The sequence below is a fragment of the Amycolatopsis sp. NBRC 101858 genome, from assembly GCF_030269325.1.
In the GTDB taxonomy this organism is placed as follows: domain Bacteria; phylum Actinomycetota; class Actinomycetes; order Mycobacteriales; family Pseudonocardiaceae; genus Amycolatopsis; species Amycolatopsis ponsaeliensis.
In genome coordinates this window covers 504,516-522,904 of the sequence record NZ_BSTD01000001.1, presented here as the reverse complement: position 1 = coordinate 522,904, position 18,389 = coordinate 504,516, and the positions used below count along the sequence as shown (strand labels likewise).

Annotated in this window: 16 protein-coding genes; 9 read left to right on the top strand and 7 right to left on the bottom strand. The window is 71.8% G+C overall.

Translation table 11 applies throughout. The features are described 5' to 3' along the window. Positions 1-861 (bottom strand): esterase/lipase family protein, encoded by an 861-nt coding sequence (locus QSK39_RS02415; protein WP_285476020.1) that lies wholly within the window; start codon positions 859-861, stop codon positions 1-3. Between the two features lie 115 nt (positions 862-976). Between QSK39_RS02415 and QSK39_RS02410 the strand changes: the two genes are divergently transcribed. The 3 genes from QSK39_RS02410 to QSK39_RS02400 all read left to right on the top strand — a co-directional run bounded on the left by QSK39_RS02410 (position 977) and on the right by QSK39_RS02400 (position 3,126). Continuing rightward, on the top strand, positions 977-2,104 hold the full coding sequence (locus QSK39_RS02410) for a PucR family transcriptional regulator (RefSeq protein ID WP_285476019.1): 1,128 nt from the start codon (positions 977-979) through the stop codon (positions 2,102-2,104). 99 nt (positions 2,105-2,203) lie between these two features. Then, positions 2,204-2,692: a hypothetical protein gene (locus tag QSK39_RS02405; RefSeq protein ID WP_285476018.1), complete on the top strand. Its 489-nt coding sequence runs from the start codon at positions 2,204-2,206 to the stop codon at positions 2,690-2,692. Positions 2,693-2,700: 8 nt separating this feature from the next. After that, positions 2,701-3,126, top strand: a complete 426-nt coding sequence (locus tag QSK39_RS02400; protein WP_285476017.1) for a hypothetical protein — start codon at positions 2,701-2,703, stop codon at positions 3,124-3,126. On the opposite strand, the gene QSK39_RS02395 is transcribed toward QSK39_RS02400, so the two are convergent. From QSK39_RS02395 to QSK39_RS02380, 4 genes are read right to left on the bottom strand one after another with little or no spacing between them, the layout of a single operon-like run. After that, positions 3,123-4,748 (bottom strand): DUF885 domain-containing protein, encoded by a 1,626-nt coding sequence (locus tag QSK39_RS02395; protein ID WP_285476016.1) that lies wholly within the window; start codon positions 4,746-4,748, stop codon positions 3,123-3,125. The genes QSK39_RS02400 and QSK39_RS02395 overlap by 4 nt on opposite strands. A 22-nt stretch (positions 4,749-4,770) precedes the next feature. Then, positions 4,771-5,541, bottom strand: a complete 771-nt coding sequence (locus QSK39_RS02390; protein ID WP_285476015.1) for an IclR family transcriptional regulator — start codon at positions 5,539-5,541, stop codon at positions 4,771-4,773. A 53-nt stretch (positions 5,542-5,594) separates the two neighbouring features. Further along, entirely contained in the window at positions 5,595-6,977 is a 1,383-nt protein-coding gene (locus tag QSK39_RS02385; protein ID WP_285476014.1) for a GMC oxidoreductase, read from the bottom strand. 18 nt (positions 6,978-6,995) lie between these two features. After that, positions 6,996-7,739 carry an SDR family NAD(P)-dependent oxidoreductase gene (locus QSK39_RS02380; protein WP_285476013.1) on the bottom strand — a complete coding sequence of 248 codons (744 nt, stop codon included), beginning with the start codon at positions 7,737-7,739 and terminating at the stop codon, positions 6,996-6,998. A 105-nt stretch (positions 7,740-7,844) separates the two neighbouring features. Here QSK39_RS02380 and QSK39_RS02375 point away from each other — a divergent pair, with 105 nt between their 5' ends. Genes QSK39_RS02375 through QSK39_RS02365 form a run of 3 tightly spaced genes read left to right on the top strand, consistent with a single transcriptional unit; the run spans position 7,845 to position 11,281 of the window. Next, on the top strand, positions 7,845-8,888 hold the full coding sequence (locus tag QSK39_RS02375) for an ABC transporter permease (protein WP_285476012.1): 1,044 nt from the start codon (positions 7,845-7,847) through the stop codon (positions 8,886-8,888). Next, a complete protein-coding gene (locus QSK39_RS02370) occupies positions 8,830-9,873 on the top strand; it encodes a sugar ABC transporter substrate-binding protein (protein WP_285476011.1) in 1,044 nt (347 codons plus the stop codon). Before QSK39_RS02375 ends, QSK39_RS02370 begins: the two co-directional genes overlap by 59 nt. Position 9,874: 1 nt before the next feature. Further along, complete coding sequence (locus tag QSK39_RS02365) at positions 9,875-11,281, top strand: sugar ABC transporter ATP-binding protein (RefSeq protein ID WP_285476010.1); 1,407 nt, start codon at positions 9,875-9,877, stop codon at positions 11,279-11,281. 39 nt (positions 11,282-11,320) lie between these two features. On the opposite strand, the gene QSK39_RS02360 is transcribed toward QSK39_RS02365, so the two are convergent. After that, the gene (locus QSK39_RS02360; protein WP_285476009.1) at positions 11,321-13,912 is read right to left on the bottom strand and encodes a glycoside hydrolase family 3 protein; all 2,592 of its coding nucleotides are present in this window, start codon (positions 13,910-13,912) and stop codon (positions 11,321-11,323) included. 603 nt (positions 13,913-14,515) lie between these two features. Beyond that, positions 14,516-15,046 carry an Lrp/AsnC family transcriptional regulator gene (locus QSK39_RS02355; RefSeq protein WP_285476008.1) on the bottom strand — a complete coding sequence of 177 codons (531 nt, stop codon included), beginning with the start codon at positions 15,044-15,046 and terminating at the stop codon, positions 14,516-14,518. Between the two features lie 77 nt (positions 15,047-15,123). Here QSK39_RS02355 and pdhA point away from each other — a divergent pair, with 77 nt between their 5' ends. The 3 genes from pdhA to QSK39_RS02340 are packed head-to-tail and all read left to right on the top strand — an operon-like array spanning position 15,124 to position 18,363. Beyond that, positions 15,124-16,194, top strand: a complete 1,071-nt coding sequence (pdhA, locus tag QSK39_RS02350; protein ID WP_285476007.1) for a pyruvate dehydrogenase (acetyl-transferring) E1 component subunit alpha — start codon at positions 15,124-15,126, stop codon at positions 16,192-16,194. Continuing rightward, entirely contained in the window at positions 16,194-17,189 is a 996-nt protein-coding gene (locus QSK39_RS02345) for an alpha-ketoacid dehydrogenase subunit beta (protein ID WP_285476006.1), read from the top strand. The genes pdhA and QSK39_RS02345 overlap by 1 nt, the downstream gene beginning before the upstream one ends. Beyond that, positions 17,182-18,363 carry a dihydrolipoamide acetyltransferase family protein gene (locus tag QSK39_RS02340; RefSeq protein WP_285476005.1) on the top strand — a complete coding sequence of 394 codons (1,182 nt, stop codon included), beginning with the start codon at positions 17,182-17,184 and terminating at the stop codon, positions 18,361-18,363. The genes QSK39_RS02345 and QSK39_RS02340 overlap by 8 nt, the downstream gene beginning before the upstream one ends. Positions 18,364-18,389 lie beyond the last annotated feature (26 nt).

Sequence of the window (18,389 nt, the reverse complement as noted above, 5' to 3'; positions counted from 1 at the left end):
TCAGCCCGGCGAACCCACCGCGCAGATCCTGATCGGGGTGGCGTTCGCCGGGTCGAGGGCGTTGCGGACCAGATGCCAGACGTTGAGGTCGTACGCCTCGCCGATGTGGCCGACCGGGTCGAACGGGCACGAGTCCTGGACGTAGCGGTTGTGCACGCCCGGCTCGCGGATGAACGACGTCTCGGTCGGGGTCACCAGCTCGTCGTAGCGCGAGGTGATGATCGTGTAGTCGATGCCCGGCTGGGCGACCGGGCCGGTGTTGAGCGCGACGATCGCCGCGCCGCCGTCCAGCTCGTCGGCGAAGATCGGCAGGCCGATCGTCTTGACGATGGTGTCCCAGGTGCTCTTGCCGAGCAGCGTGTAGGCCAGCGTCAGGAGCCCGGACGCGTTGGCGCCGTGCGTCGGCGGGGCGATCGCGACCACCTTGCCGATCTCGCTCTGGATGCCCTGCATCTTGGCCAGGTAGATCGACTGCAGGCCGCCTTCGGAGTGGCCGACGACGTCCACCTTGGCCGCGCCGGTGGCCCCGCGGACCTTTTCGACGAAGTTCTTGATCTCCAGTGACGACTCCGCGACCGGCTTGAGCCCGCCGGCGAACGGGAACTGCGGGTAGGCGCCGTAGGTCAGGGAGAACGTGCAGTACCCGCGGGCGGCCAGGTCGGCCTGGAGGAAGTTGAGGTCCTCGTAGTAGGTGGCGAAGGTGCCGTGGAGCAGCACGACCGGGTTCGGGTGGGCCGCGCTGGGGCGGCAGCCGAAGTCGTTGTTGCCGCCGCTCGCCGCCTGGGCCGGCGCCGCCACGCCCAAGGCGAGCAGGCTCGCGATCCCGAGCCCGGCCAGCCATCGTTTCGTTCCCCGCGTCATTGCGAAGTCCTCTCGTCTGGGTGCTATGCACAGCATGCGCGCCTTGATCAACGCTGTCTGCTGGCAGAACGCGCAGAAACTTGCCGACGGCGTTTGTGCATGGTGACAATGTGGCATGGATCCGGTGGCCGAGCTGTTCCCTCGATCGGGTGAGATCGCCGCGGCGATGATCGCCCGGTGCGCCACCGAGATCCCGGCGTACCGGCTGCTGCCGGCGACCGTGCTGGAGGGCGACCTGGTCGCCAACGCGGCCGCGGTGTTCGAGCTGTTCCTGACCACGGTCGCCGAGGACCGGCGCCCGACGCCCGAGGAGCTCGCCGTGCCGATCGCCTGGGGTGCCGAACGGGCCCGCGACGGCCTGCCGCTGGACGCCGTGCTGAAGATCTACCCGCTGGCCGCGAGCGTCGCCTGGGAAATGGTCGACGGCGACCGCCTGGCGCTGGGCGCCCGGATGCTCGACTTCCTCGGCGAGGTGATGCCGCGCGTCGCGGAGGCGTACCTGCGCGAGCGCGACGACCTCGACTGGGAGCACCGGGAGGACCGGCAGAACCTCGCCGCCAGCCTGCTCGCCGGCCGGCCGGTGCGCCGCCGCGAGCTGGCGGACGGCTACGACGTCGTGGTGTTCCACCTGCCGGCGCTGCCCGCGTCCGGGGGATCCCGTGCGGCGACGGACCTCTTCCGCGCGGTCCGGTCCGATTTGGACGGTCAGCCGGGCGTGCTGGTGACGTTCAAGGGCGACGGCGGCGTGCTGCTGGTGCCGTCGACGGCCTCGGCCGCGTCAGCCACCGAGGTGGCGGCCCGGGTGGACCGCGTCTGCGGGCGTCGCTGCACCGCCGCGGCGTCCCGCGCCGAGACGCACGCCGGCATCCCCGCCGCGCACTCCGAAGCCGTGGAAATCCTTGCCCTGGCGGAGAACCTGCGCCGCCCGCCCCGCCTCTACCGGCTCGCCGACCTGGCCATCGAGTACCAGCTCGCGCGGCCGGGCCCGGCGCGGGAAGCACTCGCCCTCGTGCTGGCCCCGCTCGAGGACCACCCGCACCTCATCGACGCCCTGCGCGCGTTCGTGACGTCGGGCTACAACCGCGGCGAAGCGGCGACGGCGTTGAACATCCACCGCAACACGCTGACCTACCGGCTGGGCCGCGTCCAGCTGATCACCGGCTACGACGCGACCCGGCCCGCGGACGCCCGGCACCTGGCCGCCGCGATGACGGCTTACGACATCGTCCGGCAGAACGGCTGAATTCAACGGGATAACGCTTGCGTCGCGTTCTCCCGAATCCGTTGCGGATCCGGCCGGGCGGCCGATTCCAGGGGGCGGAGACGGAAGAAGTTGATTCCCATGAAAGCCGCCCGGATTCTCGCCGCCGCCGTGTTCTCGGTGAGCGTTGCCGCCTGTGGAACGCCGGTCGTCGGCGTGCCGGTGCCGGTCGCCGTGCAGTCGGCGCCGGCCGCCGGCACGACCGTGGTCGCCGTACCCGCGGCACCGCAGACGGTTTACGTGCAGCAGCCACCCGCGTACGTCGCACCGTCGGACACCGCCGAGGCGCGCACGGTCATCGCGTACTACGACGCGATCAACCGCCGCGACTTCGCGACGGCGTGGTCGCTCGGGGGCAGCCGCATCGCCGGCGGTGGCGGGTACGCCAAGTACGCCGACGGTTTCGCGACGACGTCGTGGGCCACGGTGACGGTCACGGACGTCCGGGGCAGCACGGTCTCGGTCGTGCTGTCGGCCGTCCAGACCGACGGCAGCACGCGCACTTTTTCCGGCACCTACACCGTTTCCGGCGGCGTCATCGCCGGCAGCCACATGACCCGGACGAAATGAGCCAGCCCATGCGCCTCTTCCGCGCCACCGCAGCGGTTTCCGCCGTGCTCGCCCTCGCCGCGTGCGGGGTGCCGATCGCCGGCAACGCCGTTCCCGCGGGGATCCAGACGATGGTCACCACGCTACCGAGTACGCCGACCATCACGGTGACACCGCCGCCGACGCAGACGGTGGTCGTGCCGACGACGGTCGTCCCGCCGAAGGCGTACGTCCCCGCCGGCAGCCAGTGGTACGCCCAGTCGAGCTGGATCTACGCGCAGCCGTGGATCGCCATCACCCCCGCGGCCGGGCAGACGCCGTGCCAGTGGCTGTTCGCCCGCGGCTACAGCTACGCGCAGGCCTACGCGGCCTGGGCGCAGAACGGCTACCCGGCGAGCTGGTCGGCCACCGGCGACGGCTACCCGTGCCAGAAGTCCTACGGCATGCAGCACTAGCCTGCCCAGGCGCGGACCACGTCCCCCAGCACCTTCAGCGGCAGCGGACCGCCGCCGAGCACCACGTCGTGGAAGTCCTTGATGTCGAACGCTTTCCCGAGCTTCTCCTCGGCGTAGCGGCGCAGGCGCAGGATTTCCAGCCGGCCGGTCATGTACGCCAGCGCCTGGCCGGGGGATTCGATGTACCGGTCCGTTTCGGACTGGACCTCGACCTCGCTCAGCACGGTGTGCGCGCGGAGGAACTCCACGCACTGCTCGCGCGTCCAGCGCAGCGCGTGCAGGCCGGTGTCGACCACCAGCCGCGCGGCGCGCACCGAGTCCTCGGCGACCATGCCGAGCCGCATCAGGTCGCCGGAGAACAAGCCCATTTCGTCGGCGAGGCGCTCGGTGTAGAGGGCCCAGCCCTCGCTGTAGGCGGTCACCGGCGCGACCCGCCGCAGCTGCGGCAGATCCGTCCGCTCCAGCGCCAGCGAAGTCTCGAAGTGGTGTCCCGGCACGGCTTCGTGGAACGCCACGGTCTCGGCGATGAACCGGTCGCGCGTCCGCACCTCGTGCGTGTTCGTGAAGTAGACACCCGGGCGCGAGCCGTCGAGTGCGGGCGGGAAGTAGTACGCCGGGGCGGCGACCGGCGCGTCCGCCTCGGGGACGGCCCGCACGACGCACTCGGCGGCGGGCATCCGGTGGAACCAGTCCGGCGCGGCGGCGGTCGCCCGGGCGACGGCGGCGCGCGCGGTCTCCAGCATCTCCTCGGCGTCGCGCCAGCGGAGGCTTTCGTCGGTCCGCAGCCGCCGACGCACCTCGGCGGGGTCCGTCAGCCCGAACTCCCGGCCGCCGATCTCGGCGTACTCGGCCTCCAGCCCGGCGAGGACGTCGAGGCCCAGCTGGTGCAGCTCTTCCGGCGTGTGGTCGGTCGTCGTGTGCATGCGTGCCAGCGCCGCGTAGTGCGCTTCGCCGTCTTCGAGCCAGCAGAGCCCCGGCCGGTCGCCGGGCCGGCCCTGCCCGGCGACCTCGGTGGCGACGAACTCGCGGTAACGCCTCAGCGCGGGCCGGACCACGTCGGCCACCAGCCGGTCGCGGCGCTCGCCGCGGTCGCCGGTCAGCGGCTGGGCGAACAGCTCCTCCTGCGCGAGGTACCGGTCGAGGAACGCGACCGCGTTGCGCACGTTGCGATCGACCGGCGTCCGGCCCGCGCGCAAGCCGTCCCGCTGGCGCTGCGCCAGCGCGTCGTAGAACGCGGGGAGCGCGGCCAGCCGGGTCAGGTAGTCCTCCTCGGCCCGCTCGCCCGACGGCGTGAGCTGCGGCAGGAACGCGAGGTGGCTGATGCCGACGGCGAACATCGGGTCGGCGAAGGTGAACTCGACGACCCGGGCGTCGAGCTGGGTGACCACGGCCTCGGCCTGCTGGACGACGACGCCGAGCGTCACCCGGTCGGCGTCCGCCGAAGCCCGGGCCCGCGCGAGGACGTCGGCGGCCCGTTCGCGAAGCCGCTGGTGAGCGGCCTCGGCGGGATCGGTCAGCTCGGCGTCGTGGCCGGGGATGCCGACGAAGGTCGCTTCGAGCGGCACCCAGGTGCCCAGCACGTCCAGGAGTTCGTCGGCGAGCGCGATCGCTTCGGAGGTCATCACCCCATTCTGTCGGCGCCGCTCAACCCCGATCCAGGGGATTTCGCACCGGGGCGAGCGCGAGCTCCCGCGACAGCGCGAGCGCCGCGGTCCGCACCGCCGGGGCCAGCCGGTCGAGGTCCAGCTTCGCCGCGTTGCCCGTGATGGACAGGGCCGCGAGCACGCGGCGCCGGGCGTCGAACACCGGCGCGGCGACCGCCGACACGCCCACTTCGTACTCCTCGTGGTTGACGCCGTAGCCGCTCGCCGCCGCGCGGGCCAGCTCGGCCCGCAGCCGCCCGGGCGCGACGATCGTGCGTGGCGTCCAGCGCGCCAGCCCGGCGACGGCTACCCGGCGGAAGTAGTCGGGGGAGCCGAGCGCGAGGAAGAGCTTCCCCGTCGCGGTGCAGTACAGCGGCAGCTTCCCGCCGACCTCGGACTCGATCTGCATCGACCGGCGGCCGCTCACCTTCTCCAGGAACAACGTGTGCGGCCCGTCCTGCACCGCGAGGTGGATGTTCTCGTGCGTCGCCTCGTACAGGTCCTCGAGGTACGGCAGGGCGGCTTCGCGCAGGTCACGCCGCCGCGGCACGCGCTGGCCGAGCTCGAACAGCTTCATCCCGAGCCGGTACCGGCCGTCGGTGCGTTCCAGCCCGCCCCAGCCGACCAGCTCGGCGGCCAGCCGGTGCACCGTCGGTTTCGGCAGGCCCGTGCGCGCGGTCAGCTCGGCGAGCGAGAGCGTCGTGTCGGCCGAGGCGAACGCGTCCAGCAGCGTCAGGCCGCGGGCGAGCACGGACTTCGGCGGGCCGCTCATCCCGTGATGATGATCCGGTGGCGGCGGCGAGGCAACGTCGCTGAGCCGAGCGGTCACCGGATCGCCTCGGCGACCTTCGCGGCCAGCGCCCGCACGGTCAGGTCCGGGGCCACCGAGAGCACGGCCGGCAGCAGCGACGCGTCGGCGACGTACAGGCCATCGACGTCGTGGGACTGCCCGTCCGGGCCCACGACCGAACGGGCCGGGTCGTCGCCCATCGGCGCGCCGCCCTGCGGGTGCGCCGCGAACAGGCCGCTCCACACGACGTCCCGGGCCCCGGCCGCGCGCAGGTGCTCCACCGCGAAGTCCAGCGCCTGGGCGAGCCGTCGCCGCTCGGCCGTGGAGAACCGCTTGCCCACGACGATCTCGTCCCCGACGCCGAGGTCGGCGACGGCGGTGTTGTCGTCGGTGACCAGCACGCGCAGGCCGGTCCAGCCGGGATGGCCGCGCACGACCTCGGCCAGCCGCCCGCCCCACAGCGGCCGGTGCCCGGGGTCGACGAGGCTCGCGGCGAAGTCCACCGGCCCGGGCAGCGCGGCCGGTTCGACGGCGAACCCCGCGCCCGCGTGGGGGCTCGGTGCCCCGGCCAGCAGGCCGTACACCAGCCGGGCCGGGCGCAGGCCCAGCGTCCGCCCGGTCAGCCGCGCCGACGGTGCGTCGATCCCGGCGGTTTCGTGGGTGTGCAACAGGATCCGCGGGGTCGCGAGCGGGCCGGAGGCGAGCACGACGACCGGGGCGTGCAGGACGCCGTCATCCCCGTCGCACGTGTAGCCGACACCGGTGACCTTCGGGCGCGGCCCCGCCGTGTCGAGCAGGACGCGCCGGACGTCGTGCCGCCGGCGCACCCGGGCCCCGGACGCCGGCACCGGGCGGTCGTACCACGGTTCGAGGTCGGCCGGCCCGAACGGGCCCGCCGCGCCGAGCAGCCCGGTGTGCTCGTGGAACTTCGCGACGTCGGACGCGGGCGCGCGCTCGGCCTTCGCCGGGCCGGGCGCGGTGGGCGGCGCGATCGGCTCGTCGTCCACTGTGGACACGAATCGGGTGCGGCCGGGCCCGCTGCCGAGCAGCAGCACGTCGGCCCCGCGCGCGGCCAGCACCGCGGCGATCGCCCCGCCGCCGGCGCCGACGACCAGGACGTCGGCCCGGTCGGGCCCCCGACGGCCCGGCGGGGTGTGGTCGCCGTAGAACGCTTCGATCGCCAGCAGGCGGAACCGGTCGAAGGCCGCGCTGCCGGTCAGCCGGGCCAGCGCCGGCGGGTTCGTCACCCCGGCCATGACCCCGATCGCGGCGTGCACGGCGTCCTCCTCGGCCGGGGTGAGGGCGGGGAGGGTCGCGGCGAGGTAGCGGTCCGGCCGGGCGGCGGCCGAGCCGGGGACGAGCAGCTCGCAGACCCGCGTCACCACGGCCGCCTCGCCGGCGCCCAGCAGTTCGCCCATGTCGCCCCCTCAGCGCGCTTATCGGAACGCCGAACCACCGTCCACGTTCAGCGTCTGGCCGGTCAGGAAGCCGCTGCCCTCGTCGCAGACGTACCGCAGGGTCGACACCACGTCCGCCGGGCCCTCCGTGCGCGGCACCGCCTGGCTCGCCCGGACGCGCTCGAACCCGCCCCCGGCGCCGGTCGTCCGCGCGGCGGTCGCGGTCGACACCAGCCCGGGCGAGATCGCGTTCACCGTGATGCCTTCCGCGCCGACCGCGTTGGCCAGCGCGCGGGTGAACCCGACCAGGCCCGCCTTCGACGTCGTGTACGCGACCAGGTCCGGCGGCCCGAGGAACACGACCGCCGACACGATGTTCACGATCCGGCCCCAGCCCGCCGCCCGCAGGTGCGGCAGCGCGGCCTGGGTCACCAGGAACGGCCCCTCCAGGTTCAGCCGCAGCACCCGGCGCCAATCGTCCACAGTGGTCTCTTCGAACGCGATCGGCGGGTAGATCCCGGCGTTGTTCACCACGATGTGCAGCGCGCCGAAGGCGGTCACCACCTCGTCCACCGCGGCCTCGACGGCGACCGGGTCCGTCACGTCGACCGTCACCGGCCGGAACTCCCCGCCGGCGGCGGCGATCCGCGCGGCCGTCTCGGCCTGGCTGTCCACATCCCAGCCGGCCACGCGGTGGCCCAGCCCGGCCAAGGTCACGGCGAACTCCTGGCCGAGCCCGCGCGCGGCCCCGGTGACGACGGCGACCCGGCTGGTGGACGACATGGCGGGCAGCGTGGCGGCCGGGGCCGGGTCGCGACAAGGTCACCGTTTCACCCACCGAAACGCGCGTCTTGCCGAACCCGCGCCCGGCTGGTGACCTTCGCGGCTATGTCCACGCCCCCGTGGTATCGCCACGTCCTGCGCGACGAGCTCGGCGTCGTGCTCGTCCTGGCCGTCCTGGTGGGTGTCGTCGGGCTGGCGCACCCGGACTTCCTGCGGCCGGTCAACCTGCTCTCCACCGCGCAGAGCTCGGTCTACGTCGGCCTGATGGCCTGCGGGATGGTGTTCCCGCTCGCGATGCGCGAGGTCGACCTGTCACTCGGCGGGCAGTACGCGCTCGGCATCGTGCTGGGTGCCGTGCTGATCCGCGACGGCTGGTCGCCGTGGCTCGCGCTGCCGGCGATCCTGCTGGCCGCGACCGCGCTCGGCTGCCTCAACGGCGTGATCACGACGTACCTGCGGCTGCCGTCGTTCATCGTCACCCTCGCCGCCGCGCTGCTCTTCCGCGGCGCCGCGCTCGCGCTGGCCGACGGCAAGCAGATCAGCGGCATGCCCCTGGACCACGCGTTCTTCAGCGTGCTCGGCGGGGAGCTGGCCGGCGTGCCGACGTCGGTCTGGGTGCTGCTCGTCGCCACCGTGCTGCTCACGGTGGTGTTCACCCGGACCCGGTTCGGGGCGCGGGTGCGGGCCGTCGGGTCGAACCCGGACGCCGCCGAGTTCAGCGGCCTGCCGATCGCCCGGACGCGGATCGCCGCGCTCGGGCTGTCCGGCTTCATGGGCGGGGTCGCGGCCGTGCTCGGGCTGGCGTTCTTCACCGCGGGCGACCCGACCGTCGGCAACGGCTACGAGCTGACCGCGATCGCCGCGTGCATCATCGGCGGCACCCCGCTCGCCGGCGGCCGCGGCTCGGTGCCGGGCGCGGTGCTCGGCAACCTCATCCTCACCACCGTCGCCGCCAGCCTGGTGTTCCTGCAGGTGCCGATCAACTGGACGACATTCGCCACCGGCGCGGTGATCCTGGTCGCCGTCGCCTTCGACAGCGTGCTGCGCCGCACACGCGGTCACGGCCTGTTCCCTCGCTCGAGGAGGAACCATGAAACGCACCCCGATCCTGGTCCTGATCACGTGCCTGACGCTGAGCGCCTGCGGTAGCTCCGGTAGTTCCGGCGGCGGGTCCTTGAAGATGGGCATCGCCGTCGCGAACATCAGCCTCAACTTCGCCCACGAGATGGTCGAAGGCGCGGAAACGGCGGCGCAGCACGAGGGCGGCGTCGACTTCAAGGCCGTCGGGCCGCCCAACACCGACGGGCCCGCCGAGCAGCAGCTGTTCACCAACCTCACGCAGACCAACCCGGACGGCGTGGTGCTGGAGAACCTCGACCCGCCGATCTTCACCCGGCCGGCCGCGACGGCGATCGACCGGGGCGTCCCGGTGGTCGCGCTCGACACCGCGCCCACCGACGGCAGCAAGATCACGTTCTACGTCGGCAACGACAACTACGACCTCGGCGTCCAGCTCGCTTCGGAATTGCTGAAGCGCTTGCCCGCCAATCCTTCCGGGTCGGTCGTCGTCGGTGTCCCGAACCCCGGGACGCCGGTGCTGGACAGCCGCGCTCGCGGGATCAAGGAGACGCTGAACGCCAAGGCGCCCGGGATCAAGGTGCTCGGGCCGTTCCAGACCTACAGCGACCCGAACCAGAACTACGGCGCGTGGTCGGCTCTGGTGCACGCGAACCCGGCGGCGCTCGCGTTCCTCGGCGTCGGCGACGCGGACAGCTACGACCTCGCGAAGATCAAGCAGACGGAGAACGGCAAGTACCTCGTCGCGGGCGCGGACGTCGACGCGAAGACGTTGCAGGGCGTCAAGGACGGCCTCGACTTCGTCACCATCGACCCCGAGCACTTCCTCAAGGGCTACGTCGTGACCGCGCTGCTGATCCGGTCGGTGAAGGAGAAGAAGCCGCTGCCGCAGGGATGGCTGCGGATGCCGGGGCTGGTGGTCGACTCGTCGAACATCGACGCGGTCATCAAGCGCCAGACGTCCACGCAGGCCGCGTACGACTTCTACAAGCCCGAAATCGACCGGATCCTGGCGAATCCCGCCGCTTCGATCCGTCCGCTGACCGAGGCTCGCTGACGTGCTCCGCGCCACCGGCCTGACCCGGCGCTACGGCGGCGTCACCGCACTGTCCGAAGTGGACATAGCGCTGCGGCCCGGCGAGGTGCACGCGGTGGTGGGGGAGAACGGCGCGGGCAAGTCGACGCTGGTCAAGATCCTCTCCGGTGTGCTCCGCCCGGACGCGGGCGTGCTGTCGGGCTTCGACGGGGTCGCACTGGTGGCGCAGGAGCTGACGGTGTTCCCCGACCTGACGGTGGCGGAGAACCTGTTCCCGCTCGCCCCGCCGCGGCGCGGCCCGCTGGTCAGCCGGCGGCGGATGGCCCAGCTCGCGGTGCCGGTGCTGGGTGAGCTCGGCTTGACCGTCCCGCTGGACACCCCGGCCGGGACGCTGTCGCTGGCCGACCAGCAGCTGCTGGAGATCGGCCGGGCACTGCTGCGGAACCCGTCGGTGCTGATCCTGGACGAGCCCACGTCGGCGTTGCCCGCCGAGGCCGTGGCGCGGCTGATGGCGGTGCTGCGCCGGTTGGTGTCGCGAGGCGTGGCGGTGCTGTACGTGTCGCACTTCCTGGAGGAGGTGCTGCGGATCGCGTCGCGGATCACGGTGCTGCGTGACGGCCACGTCGTGCTGGCCGGCGTGGACGTGCAGTCGGTGAACCTCGACGGCGTGGTCGAGGCGATGCTGGGCGACCGGGTGGTGGCTTCGGTCGCTTCCCGGCCGGCGCCCCGGTCCCGGCCACCCGCGGTGGTGGTCGAGGAGCCCGCTTTCGCCGTGGGCGAGGGCGAGATCGTCGGCTTGGCGGGCCTGCAGGGCGCGGGACACCTCGAAGTCCTGGCCGCGCTGTCCGGGCGGGCGCCGGGCCACGGCCGGGTCCACATCGGCGGCCGGCCCGCACCGCGTTCGGTGCGCGCGGCCGTCCGGGCCGGGATCGCGTTCGTGCCCAGCGACCGGAAGCGCTACGGGCTGATGCTCGACAAGCCGTTGTGGCAGAACACGAGCGCGGTCGCGTGGCTGGGCGCCGGCCACGGCGGCTGGTGGTTGCGCCGCCGCGCGCACGGTGCGGCGGCGCGAGCCCTGATCACCCGGCTGCGCATCCGCGGTGCCCCGGACGACCTGGTGAATACGCTGTCCGGCGGCAATCAGCAGAAGGTGGTCTTCGCGAAGTGGCTCGAAGCGAACCCCCGCCTGCTGGTGCTCGACGACCCGACCCGCGGCGTCGACGTCGGCGCGCGGGCCGAGATGCACGCGGTGATCGCTTCGCTCGCCGATGCGGGGAAGCCGGTGGTGCTGGCATCGACGGACTTGGCGGAGTTGTGCGAGCTGTGTGATCGGGTGCTGGTGTTCCAGCGGGGCCGCGTGGTGGCGCGGTTGACGCGGGCGGAGCTGTCCGAACGCGCGCTGAGCGTGGCGATGAACGCCGGAACGTAGACCGGGCCGGGAGCTTTGCGCTCCCGGCCCGGCCGGCACCTAGGTCAAACTCGAACAAGGCCTCGCATCAGGATCCTTCGCCCCGTTGGGCACCCAGCGCACGTTCGCGAACGACGCCTGGAACGCGGCGTCCGTGTACACCAGGAACGGGGTGTTGATGTGCTCGAAGTCCAGCCCGTTGTTGAAGCAGGACAACGGGATCTTCACCGTCGTCTTCGGGCCGCCCGCCAGGTCGGTGAACAGCTTCGTCGCGTTCACCTCCGAGAAGCACGGGTAGACGCAGTGCATGCTGATCACCGTCCGGTTGACCGGTGCCTGCTGCACGGTCGTGTCGAACTCGAGCGCCCCGTCCGCGTTCAGGTAGCTGCGCAGGTCGTTCGTGCCCGCCGTGTTCTGCATGTAGAGCTGAGCCGCTCCGGTACCCGTCCAGGTCGCCTTCAGGCCGTCGCCCTGCACGTTGACGTCCGTCGGGACCGTGTTTATCTCGGGGTGGTCGGCCGTGCCGTCCGGGCCGATCACGGTGCCGCCCCAGTTCGAAGCCGAGCCGATCTGGCTGGTGTACGGCGCGACGTCGGTCCGGTCGTAGATCGACAGGTCCTCGGTCGCCGTCCCGCCGCCGCCGGTGGACCCGCAGGTCGCCGGGCCGGGGGTCTCGTCCAGCTGGCCGATCGTGACGCGCTGGCCCGACTTCAGGCCGTAGCCCAGCTTGAACAGCGGGTCGTAGTCCGGGGACCACGGGTTGAGCGGCGACTGGCACGCGCTCTTCGGCCACGAGTACGACAGCGTGCCCTGGTAGCCCGTGCCGTCCTTGCCCTTGACCAGCATGTCGGCGACGCCGCCGCCCTCGGTGCCGGGCAGCCAGGCCGCCACGAACGCGTCGGAGCGGTTGATCTCCTTGTTCATGTACAGCGGGCGGCCGCCGACGTAGACGGTGACGACCGGGGTGCCCTTGCCGCTGACCTTGTCCAGCACGGCCAGGTCCTCGGGGTAGAGCTTCGACGCCTCGAGGGTCTTGCGGGTCAGGTCGCCGACACCCTCGGCGTACGGCGTCTCACCGATCACGGCGATGACGGCGTCGTAGCCCTTCGGGTCCACGCTGCCGGTGGCGTCGAAGGTGACGTTCGCGTCGCCCAGGTCCTGCTTGATGCCGGACAGGATCGAGGTGGCGTTCGGGAAGTCGGCGTTGGTGTTGCCGGTGCCCTGCCAGCTCAGCGTCCAGCCGCCGGTCTGGTTCGAGATGTTGTCGGCGCTCTTGCCGACCACCAGGACCTTGGACTTCGGCTTGAGCGGCAGCACGTTGCCGTTGTTCTTCAGCAGCGTCTGCGACTCGCGCGCGGCGTCGCGGGCCAGCCAGTTGTCCTTCAGCGCCTCGTCGGAGTTGGCGTAGGAGCGGTCGGACGGCTTCTGCGACTCGAAGAGGCCGTCCCGGATCTTGACGCGCAGGATGCGGGTGACCGCGTCGTCGATCCGCGACATCGGGATCTGGCCGCTCTGGACCTGGGCGATCGTGTTGGTGATGAACGCCTTCCAGTCCGCGGGCACCATCACGACGTCGATGCCGGCGTTGATCGCCTGCGGGCACGAAGAGTTCGTGCAGCCGGGGACCTGGCCGATGGCGTTCCAGTCGGACACGACCAGGCCGTCGAAGCCGATCTTGCCCTTCAGGATCTGGTTCATCGCCTTGTCGCTGCCGGTCAGCTTGCCCTCGTTGATGCCGAGGTCCGGGTTGGTCCAGCTGTTGAACGACACCATCACGGTCTGGGCGCCGGCGGCGAGCGCGCCGTAGTAACCCTGGCCGTGGATGTTGATCATGTCGGCCTCGGACGACGGGTTGACGCCCTGGTCCTGGCCCTTGATCGTGCCGCCGTCCCCGATGAAGTGCTTGGCGGTGGCGATGACGCCGTTGTAGCCGATGCGGCTGGTGGCGCCGTCCTGGAGGCCGTTGATGTCCTCGTAGCCGTAGGAGCGCGTGATCCGCGGGTCCTCGGAGAAGCCCTCGTAGGTGCGGCCCCAGCGGTCGTCCTGGACGACGGCGAGGGTGGGCGAGAACGCCCAGTCCTGGCCGGTCGCGCGGACCTGGCGGGCGGTGGCGCCGGCGACGTCGCGGACCAGGCACGGGTCGTGCGCCGCGCCGAGGCCGATGTTGTGCGGGAAGACGGTGGCGCCGTAGACGTTGTTGTTGCCGTGCACGGCGTCGATGCCCCAGATGACGGGGATCTTCGTGCGGCTGGTCTTGGAGGCGTTCCAGTAGGCGTCGGCGAGGTTCAGCCAGTCCTGCTGGGTGGCGTGCTTGTTGCCGCCGGGCCACGCGCCGCCGCCGTTGAGGACGGTGCCGATGGCGTACTGGCGGACCTCGTCGGGGGTGATCGAGGTGATTTCGGGCTGCGTCATCTGCCCGACCTTCTCCTCGAGGGTCATGCCCTTGAGGATCTGGGCGATGCGCGCCTCGTCGCCGGCCTTGCCCTTGACCTGGCTGTCGACCTTGGGCCAGTCGGCCAGGGTGGGCAGGCTCTTCTCGATCTTGGCGCAGCCGTTCTTGTCCTTGGCAGGCTGGCCGATGACGGGCTGGGCCGGTGCGTCTGCTTGGGCCGGTGTCGCTTGGGCGATCCCACCCAGCAGGCTCAGGCTCATCAAGGTGACGAGCGAACTTCGGCGCGCACGGGACCACGCGCGTGATCTTCTGGCCATGGTCTGGTCCATTCTGCGGTGAACGGCGGCGGACCGGCCGATCCTCACCGGGCGGAGGGGACCCCGTCAATAGTTTCGGGTGGTTGGGGCGCAAGTTAATTCTCGACATAAAATAAGAGTCGCCGGGAGAGCGGCCACGCCTAGCGGGTGGCGCGGTGAAGGTCAAGAGCACTGCGGGGCACGGGTTCTGCCCGGCGGTCGCGAGGATGCGTCCGTGCGGGTGATCCCCGGGTGGACGTTCGGCTCAGCGCCGTGTCGACCCGCCAATCACGCGTGTCGACTCTCCAGTCACGCGAGTCGACCCTTCAATCACGCGAGCCGACTCTCCGGGCACGCGAGCCGACCGTCCAAGTACGCGAGCCGACCCACTGGGCACGCGAGCCGGCTCCTCGCGCCGCGCAAGTGACCCCCCGGCTGCGTGCGTGGAGCCCGCAACTCGCGTGCTTGGAGAGGCATCTCGCGTGATCAGGCGGGCATCTCGCGTGATTGGAGGGGCGACACGCGTGATTGAGGGGGCGACACGCGTGATTGGAGGGACGACACGGGTCAGAGTACTGAGCCGGGTAGCTCCTCGAAGATCAGCCACGTCCGCGTCGACCGGACTCCCTCCAGGGCCTGGAGGCGCTCCAGGACCACGTCTCGGAGCGTTGTGTTGTCCGGGGTGCGGACCAGCAGCAGGATGTCGAAGTCGCCACCCACCAGCGCCACGTGGTCGACGTACGGGATCTCGTGCAGGTCCGTCGCCATCGTGCGCCAGGACGTCTGCTCGACCGTCACCATGATGTACGCCGACGTCCCCAGCCCGGCCCGCCGCGGGTCGATGCGCGCGCCGAAGCCCGTGATCACGCCCTCCGCCATCAAGCGCTCCAACCGCGCGTACGCGTTCGTGCGCGAAATGTGCAGCTTCTCCGCCAGCGCCCGGACCGCCAGGCGGCCGTCCGCGGACAGCTCCGCCAGCATCGCCCGGTCGACCTCGTCGAGGGCCGGGACCGTTCGTCCCGGAAGGCCGCCGACAGCCGACGCCGGGAAAGACGTTTGGTCAGCCGGAGGCGCAGTGAAAGACCGTTTGTCGCTCATTCCGCCGAGCCCTTGAACACACGACCACCAAGAACCACCATTTCAGCATCATATGTCTGCGAGAGGTGGTGTGCGCCATGGCCGTGGAGACCCTGCTGCCGTCCGCGTCGCCGGTGCGGTTCGTCGCCGAGGACGGGACGCGCGCCGACCAGCACGGCGACTACGCCGAGCCCACGAAGGACCGCCTGAAAGCCGCCTACCGGCTGATGGTCCTGGGCCGCCGGTTCGACGTCCAGGCGACCGCCCTCACCAAGCAGGGCCGCCTCGCCGTCTACCCCTCCAGCGCCGGCCAGGAGGCCTGCCAGGTCGCCGCGGCGCTCGCCCTCCAGGACAACGACTGGCTCTTCCCCACCTACCGCGACTCCGTCGCCCTCGTCGCGCGCGGCCTGAAGCCCGGCGAAGTCCTGACGCTGCTTCGCGGCGACGCGCACTGCGGCTACAACCCCACCGAGACGCGCGTAGCGCCTCAGTGCACTCCGCTCGCGACGCAGACCCTGCACGCCGCCGGTCTCGCGCACGCGATGCAGCGACGCGGCGAAGACGCCGTCGCGCTAGCGCTCATCGGGGACGGCGCCACGAGCGAAGGCGACTTCCACGAGGCGCTCAACTTCGCCGCCGTCTTCAAAGCGCCCGTGGTGTTCTTCGTGCAGAACAACCGCTACGCCATCTCCGTGCCCTTCGAGAAGCAGAGCGCCGCGCCCGCGTTGGCGTACAAGGGAATCGGCTACGGCATGCGCTCGGAGCAGGTCGACGGCAACGACGCCGTCGCGGTCCTCGCCGTCCTCGACGACGCAGTGAAGCACGCCCGCGAAGGCAAGGGCCCGGTCCTCGTCGAGGCCCACACCTACCGCATCGACGCCCACACCAACGCCGACGACGCCACCCGCTACCGCGACGCGGACGAAGTCGCGAAGTGGCGCGAAGCGGACCCGCTCAAGCGCCTCGAGACCTACCTCGGGGACGCGCTGAGCCAGCACGAAATCGAGCTCTGCCACGCCGAAGCCGAAGAGTTCGCCCAGTCCGTCCGCGACACCCTGAACGCCGACGCCGAGCTCGACCCGATGTCCCTGTTCGACCACGTCTACGCCGAGCCGACCCGCCAGCTGCAGCGCCAGCGCGCGATGGTCCGAGCCGAACTGGAGGCCTGATGACGACCACGATGGCGCAGGCGCTCAACGCAGGCCTGCGGGACGCGCTCAAGGACGACGACCGCGTGCTGGTCTTCGGCGAGGACGTCGGCACGCTCGGCGGCGTCTTCCGGGTCACCGACGGCATCACCGCCGACTTCGGCGAGGACCGCTGCTTCGACACGCCGCTGGCCGAGTCCGGCATCGTCGGGTTCGCCGTCGGGATGGCGATGGGCGGGTTCCGCCCGGTCGTCGAGATGCAGTTCGACGCCTTCGCCTACCCCGCGTTCGAGCAGATCACCTCGCACGTCGCGAAGCTGCGCAACCGCACCCGCGGCGCGCTCTCGCTGCCGATGGTCATCCGCATCCCCTACGCCGGCGGCATCGGCGGCGTCGAGCACCACTGCGACTCCAGCGAGGTCTACTACACGCACACGCCGGGCCTGCGCGTCGTCACGCCGGGCACCGCGCAGGACGCCTACGACCTGCTCCGCGACGCCATCGAGTCGCCGGACCCGGTCGTGTTCCTCGAGCCCAAGGCCCGCTACTGGTCGGGCGAAGAGGTCACCTTCACGCGCAGCGGCCCGGCGATGGACAAGGCGGTCGTGCGCAGGACCGGCAAGGACGTCACGCTCATCGCGTACGGCCCGATGGTCGCCACCGCGCTGGAGACCGCCGAAGCCGCGACGGCCGAGGGCTGGGACGTCGAGGTCGTCGACCTGCGGTCGCTGAGCCCGTTCGACGACGAGACCGTGACGGCGTCCGTGCGCCGCACCGGGCGGGCCGTCGTGGTGCACGAGGCCGCCGGCTTCGGCGGCTACGGCGCCGAGGTCGTCGCTCGCGTCACGGAGCAGTGCTTCCACCAGCTGCACGCGCCGGTGCTGCGCGTGACCGGGCTCGACATCCCTTACCCCGCGCCGAAGCTCGAGCGGCACATGCTGCCCGACGTCGACCGGATCCTCGACACGATCGCGCGCCTGCAGTGGGCCGACACCCCGGTGGTGGCCGGTGCCTGACTTCCTGCTGCCGGACCTCGGCGAGGGCCTGACCGAGGCGGCGATCCTGAACTGGCACGTCGCGATCGGCGACACGGTCAAGGTCGACCAGATCGTCGTCGAGGTCGAGACGGCGAAGGCGGCGGTCGAGGTGCCCGTGCCGTTCGCCGGCGTGGTGTCCGCGCTGCACGGCGAGCCGGGGCAGCTGCTGCCGGTCGGCGCGCCGCTGCTGTCCGTCGGCGGGTTCGCCGAGCCCGGCGTGACGACCTCTTCCGGCAGCGGCAACGTCCTCATCGGCTACGGCACCGCGCCGACGACCCGGCGCAAGCGCGTCCGCCGCGTCGAAGCGCCCGCGCCGAAGGCCAAGGCGCCCGGCGTGATCTCGCCGTTCGTCCGGAAGCTGGCTTCGGACAACGGGATCGACCTCGCGAAGGTCACCGCCACCGGCGCGGACGGCATCATCCGCCGCGCCGATGTCGAGGCGGCCCTGAAGCCCACCGCGAAAGGCGCGAAGGGCAAACGCATCCCGCTCACCGGGATCCGCAAGGCCGTCGCCGACAAGCTCACGACGTCCCGCCGCGAGATCCCCGAGGCCACGGTCTGGGTGGACGTCGACGCGTCGGGGCTGGTCGCCGCGCGGGCGGCCCTCAACGCCAAGACGGACCGGCCGGTCAGCCTGCTCGGGCTGATCGCGCGGTTCGCCGTCGCGGGGCTGAAGAAGTACCCCGAGCTGAACTCGCGCGTCGAGGGCGACGAGATCGTGCTGCTGGACGAGATCCACCTCGGCTTCGCCGCCCAGACCGACCGCGGGCTCGTCGTGCCGGTCGTGCGGGACGCGGGGGAGCTGTCCACCCGGGACCTCTCGGCGGCCATCGGCGACCGTGCCCGCACCGCGCGCGACGGCAAGCTCGCGCCCGCGGACCTCACCGGCGGCACGTTCACCGTGAACAACTACGGCGTCTTCGGCGTCGACGGTTCGGCCGCGATCATCAACCACCCCGAGGCCGCGATCCTCGGCATCGGCCGGATCATCGACCGGCCGTGGGTGGTCGACGGCGCGCTGGGTGTGCGGAAGGTCTGCGAGCTGACGCTGGCCTTCGACCACCGCGTCTGCGACGGCGGCACGGCGGGCGGGTTCCTGCGGTTCGTCGCGGACTGCGTCGAATCGCCGGTCACGGCCCTCGGGGACCTGTAGCGACTCACCGCGCGCATTGGCCGGAT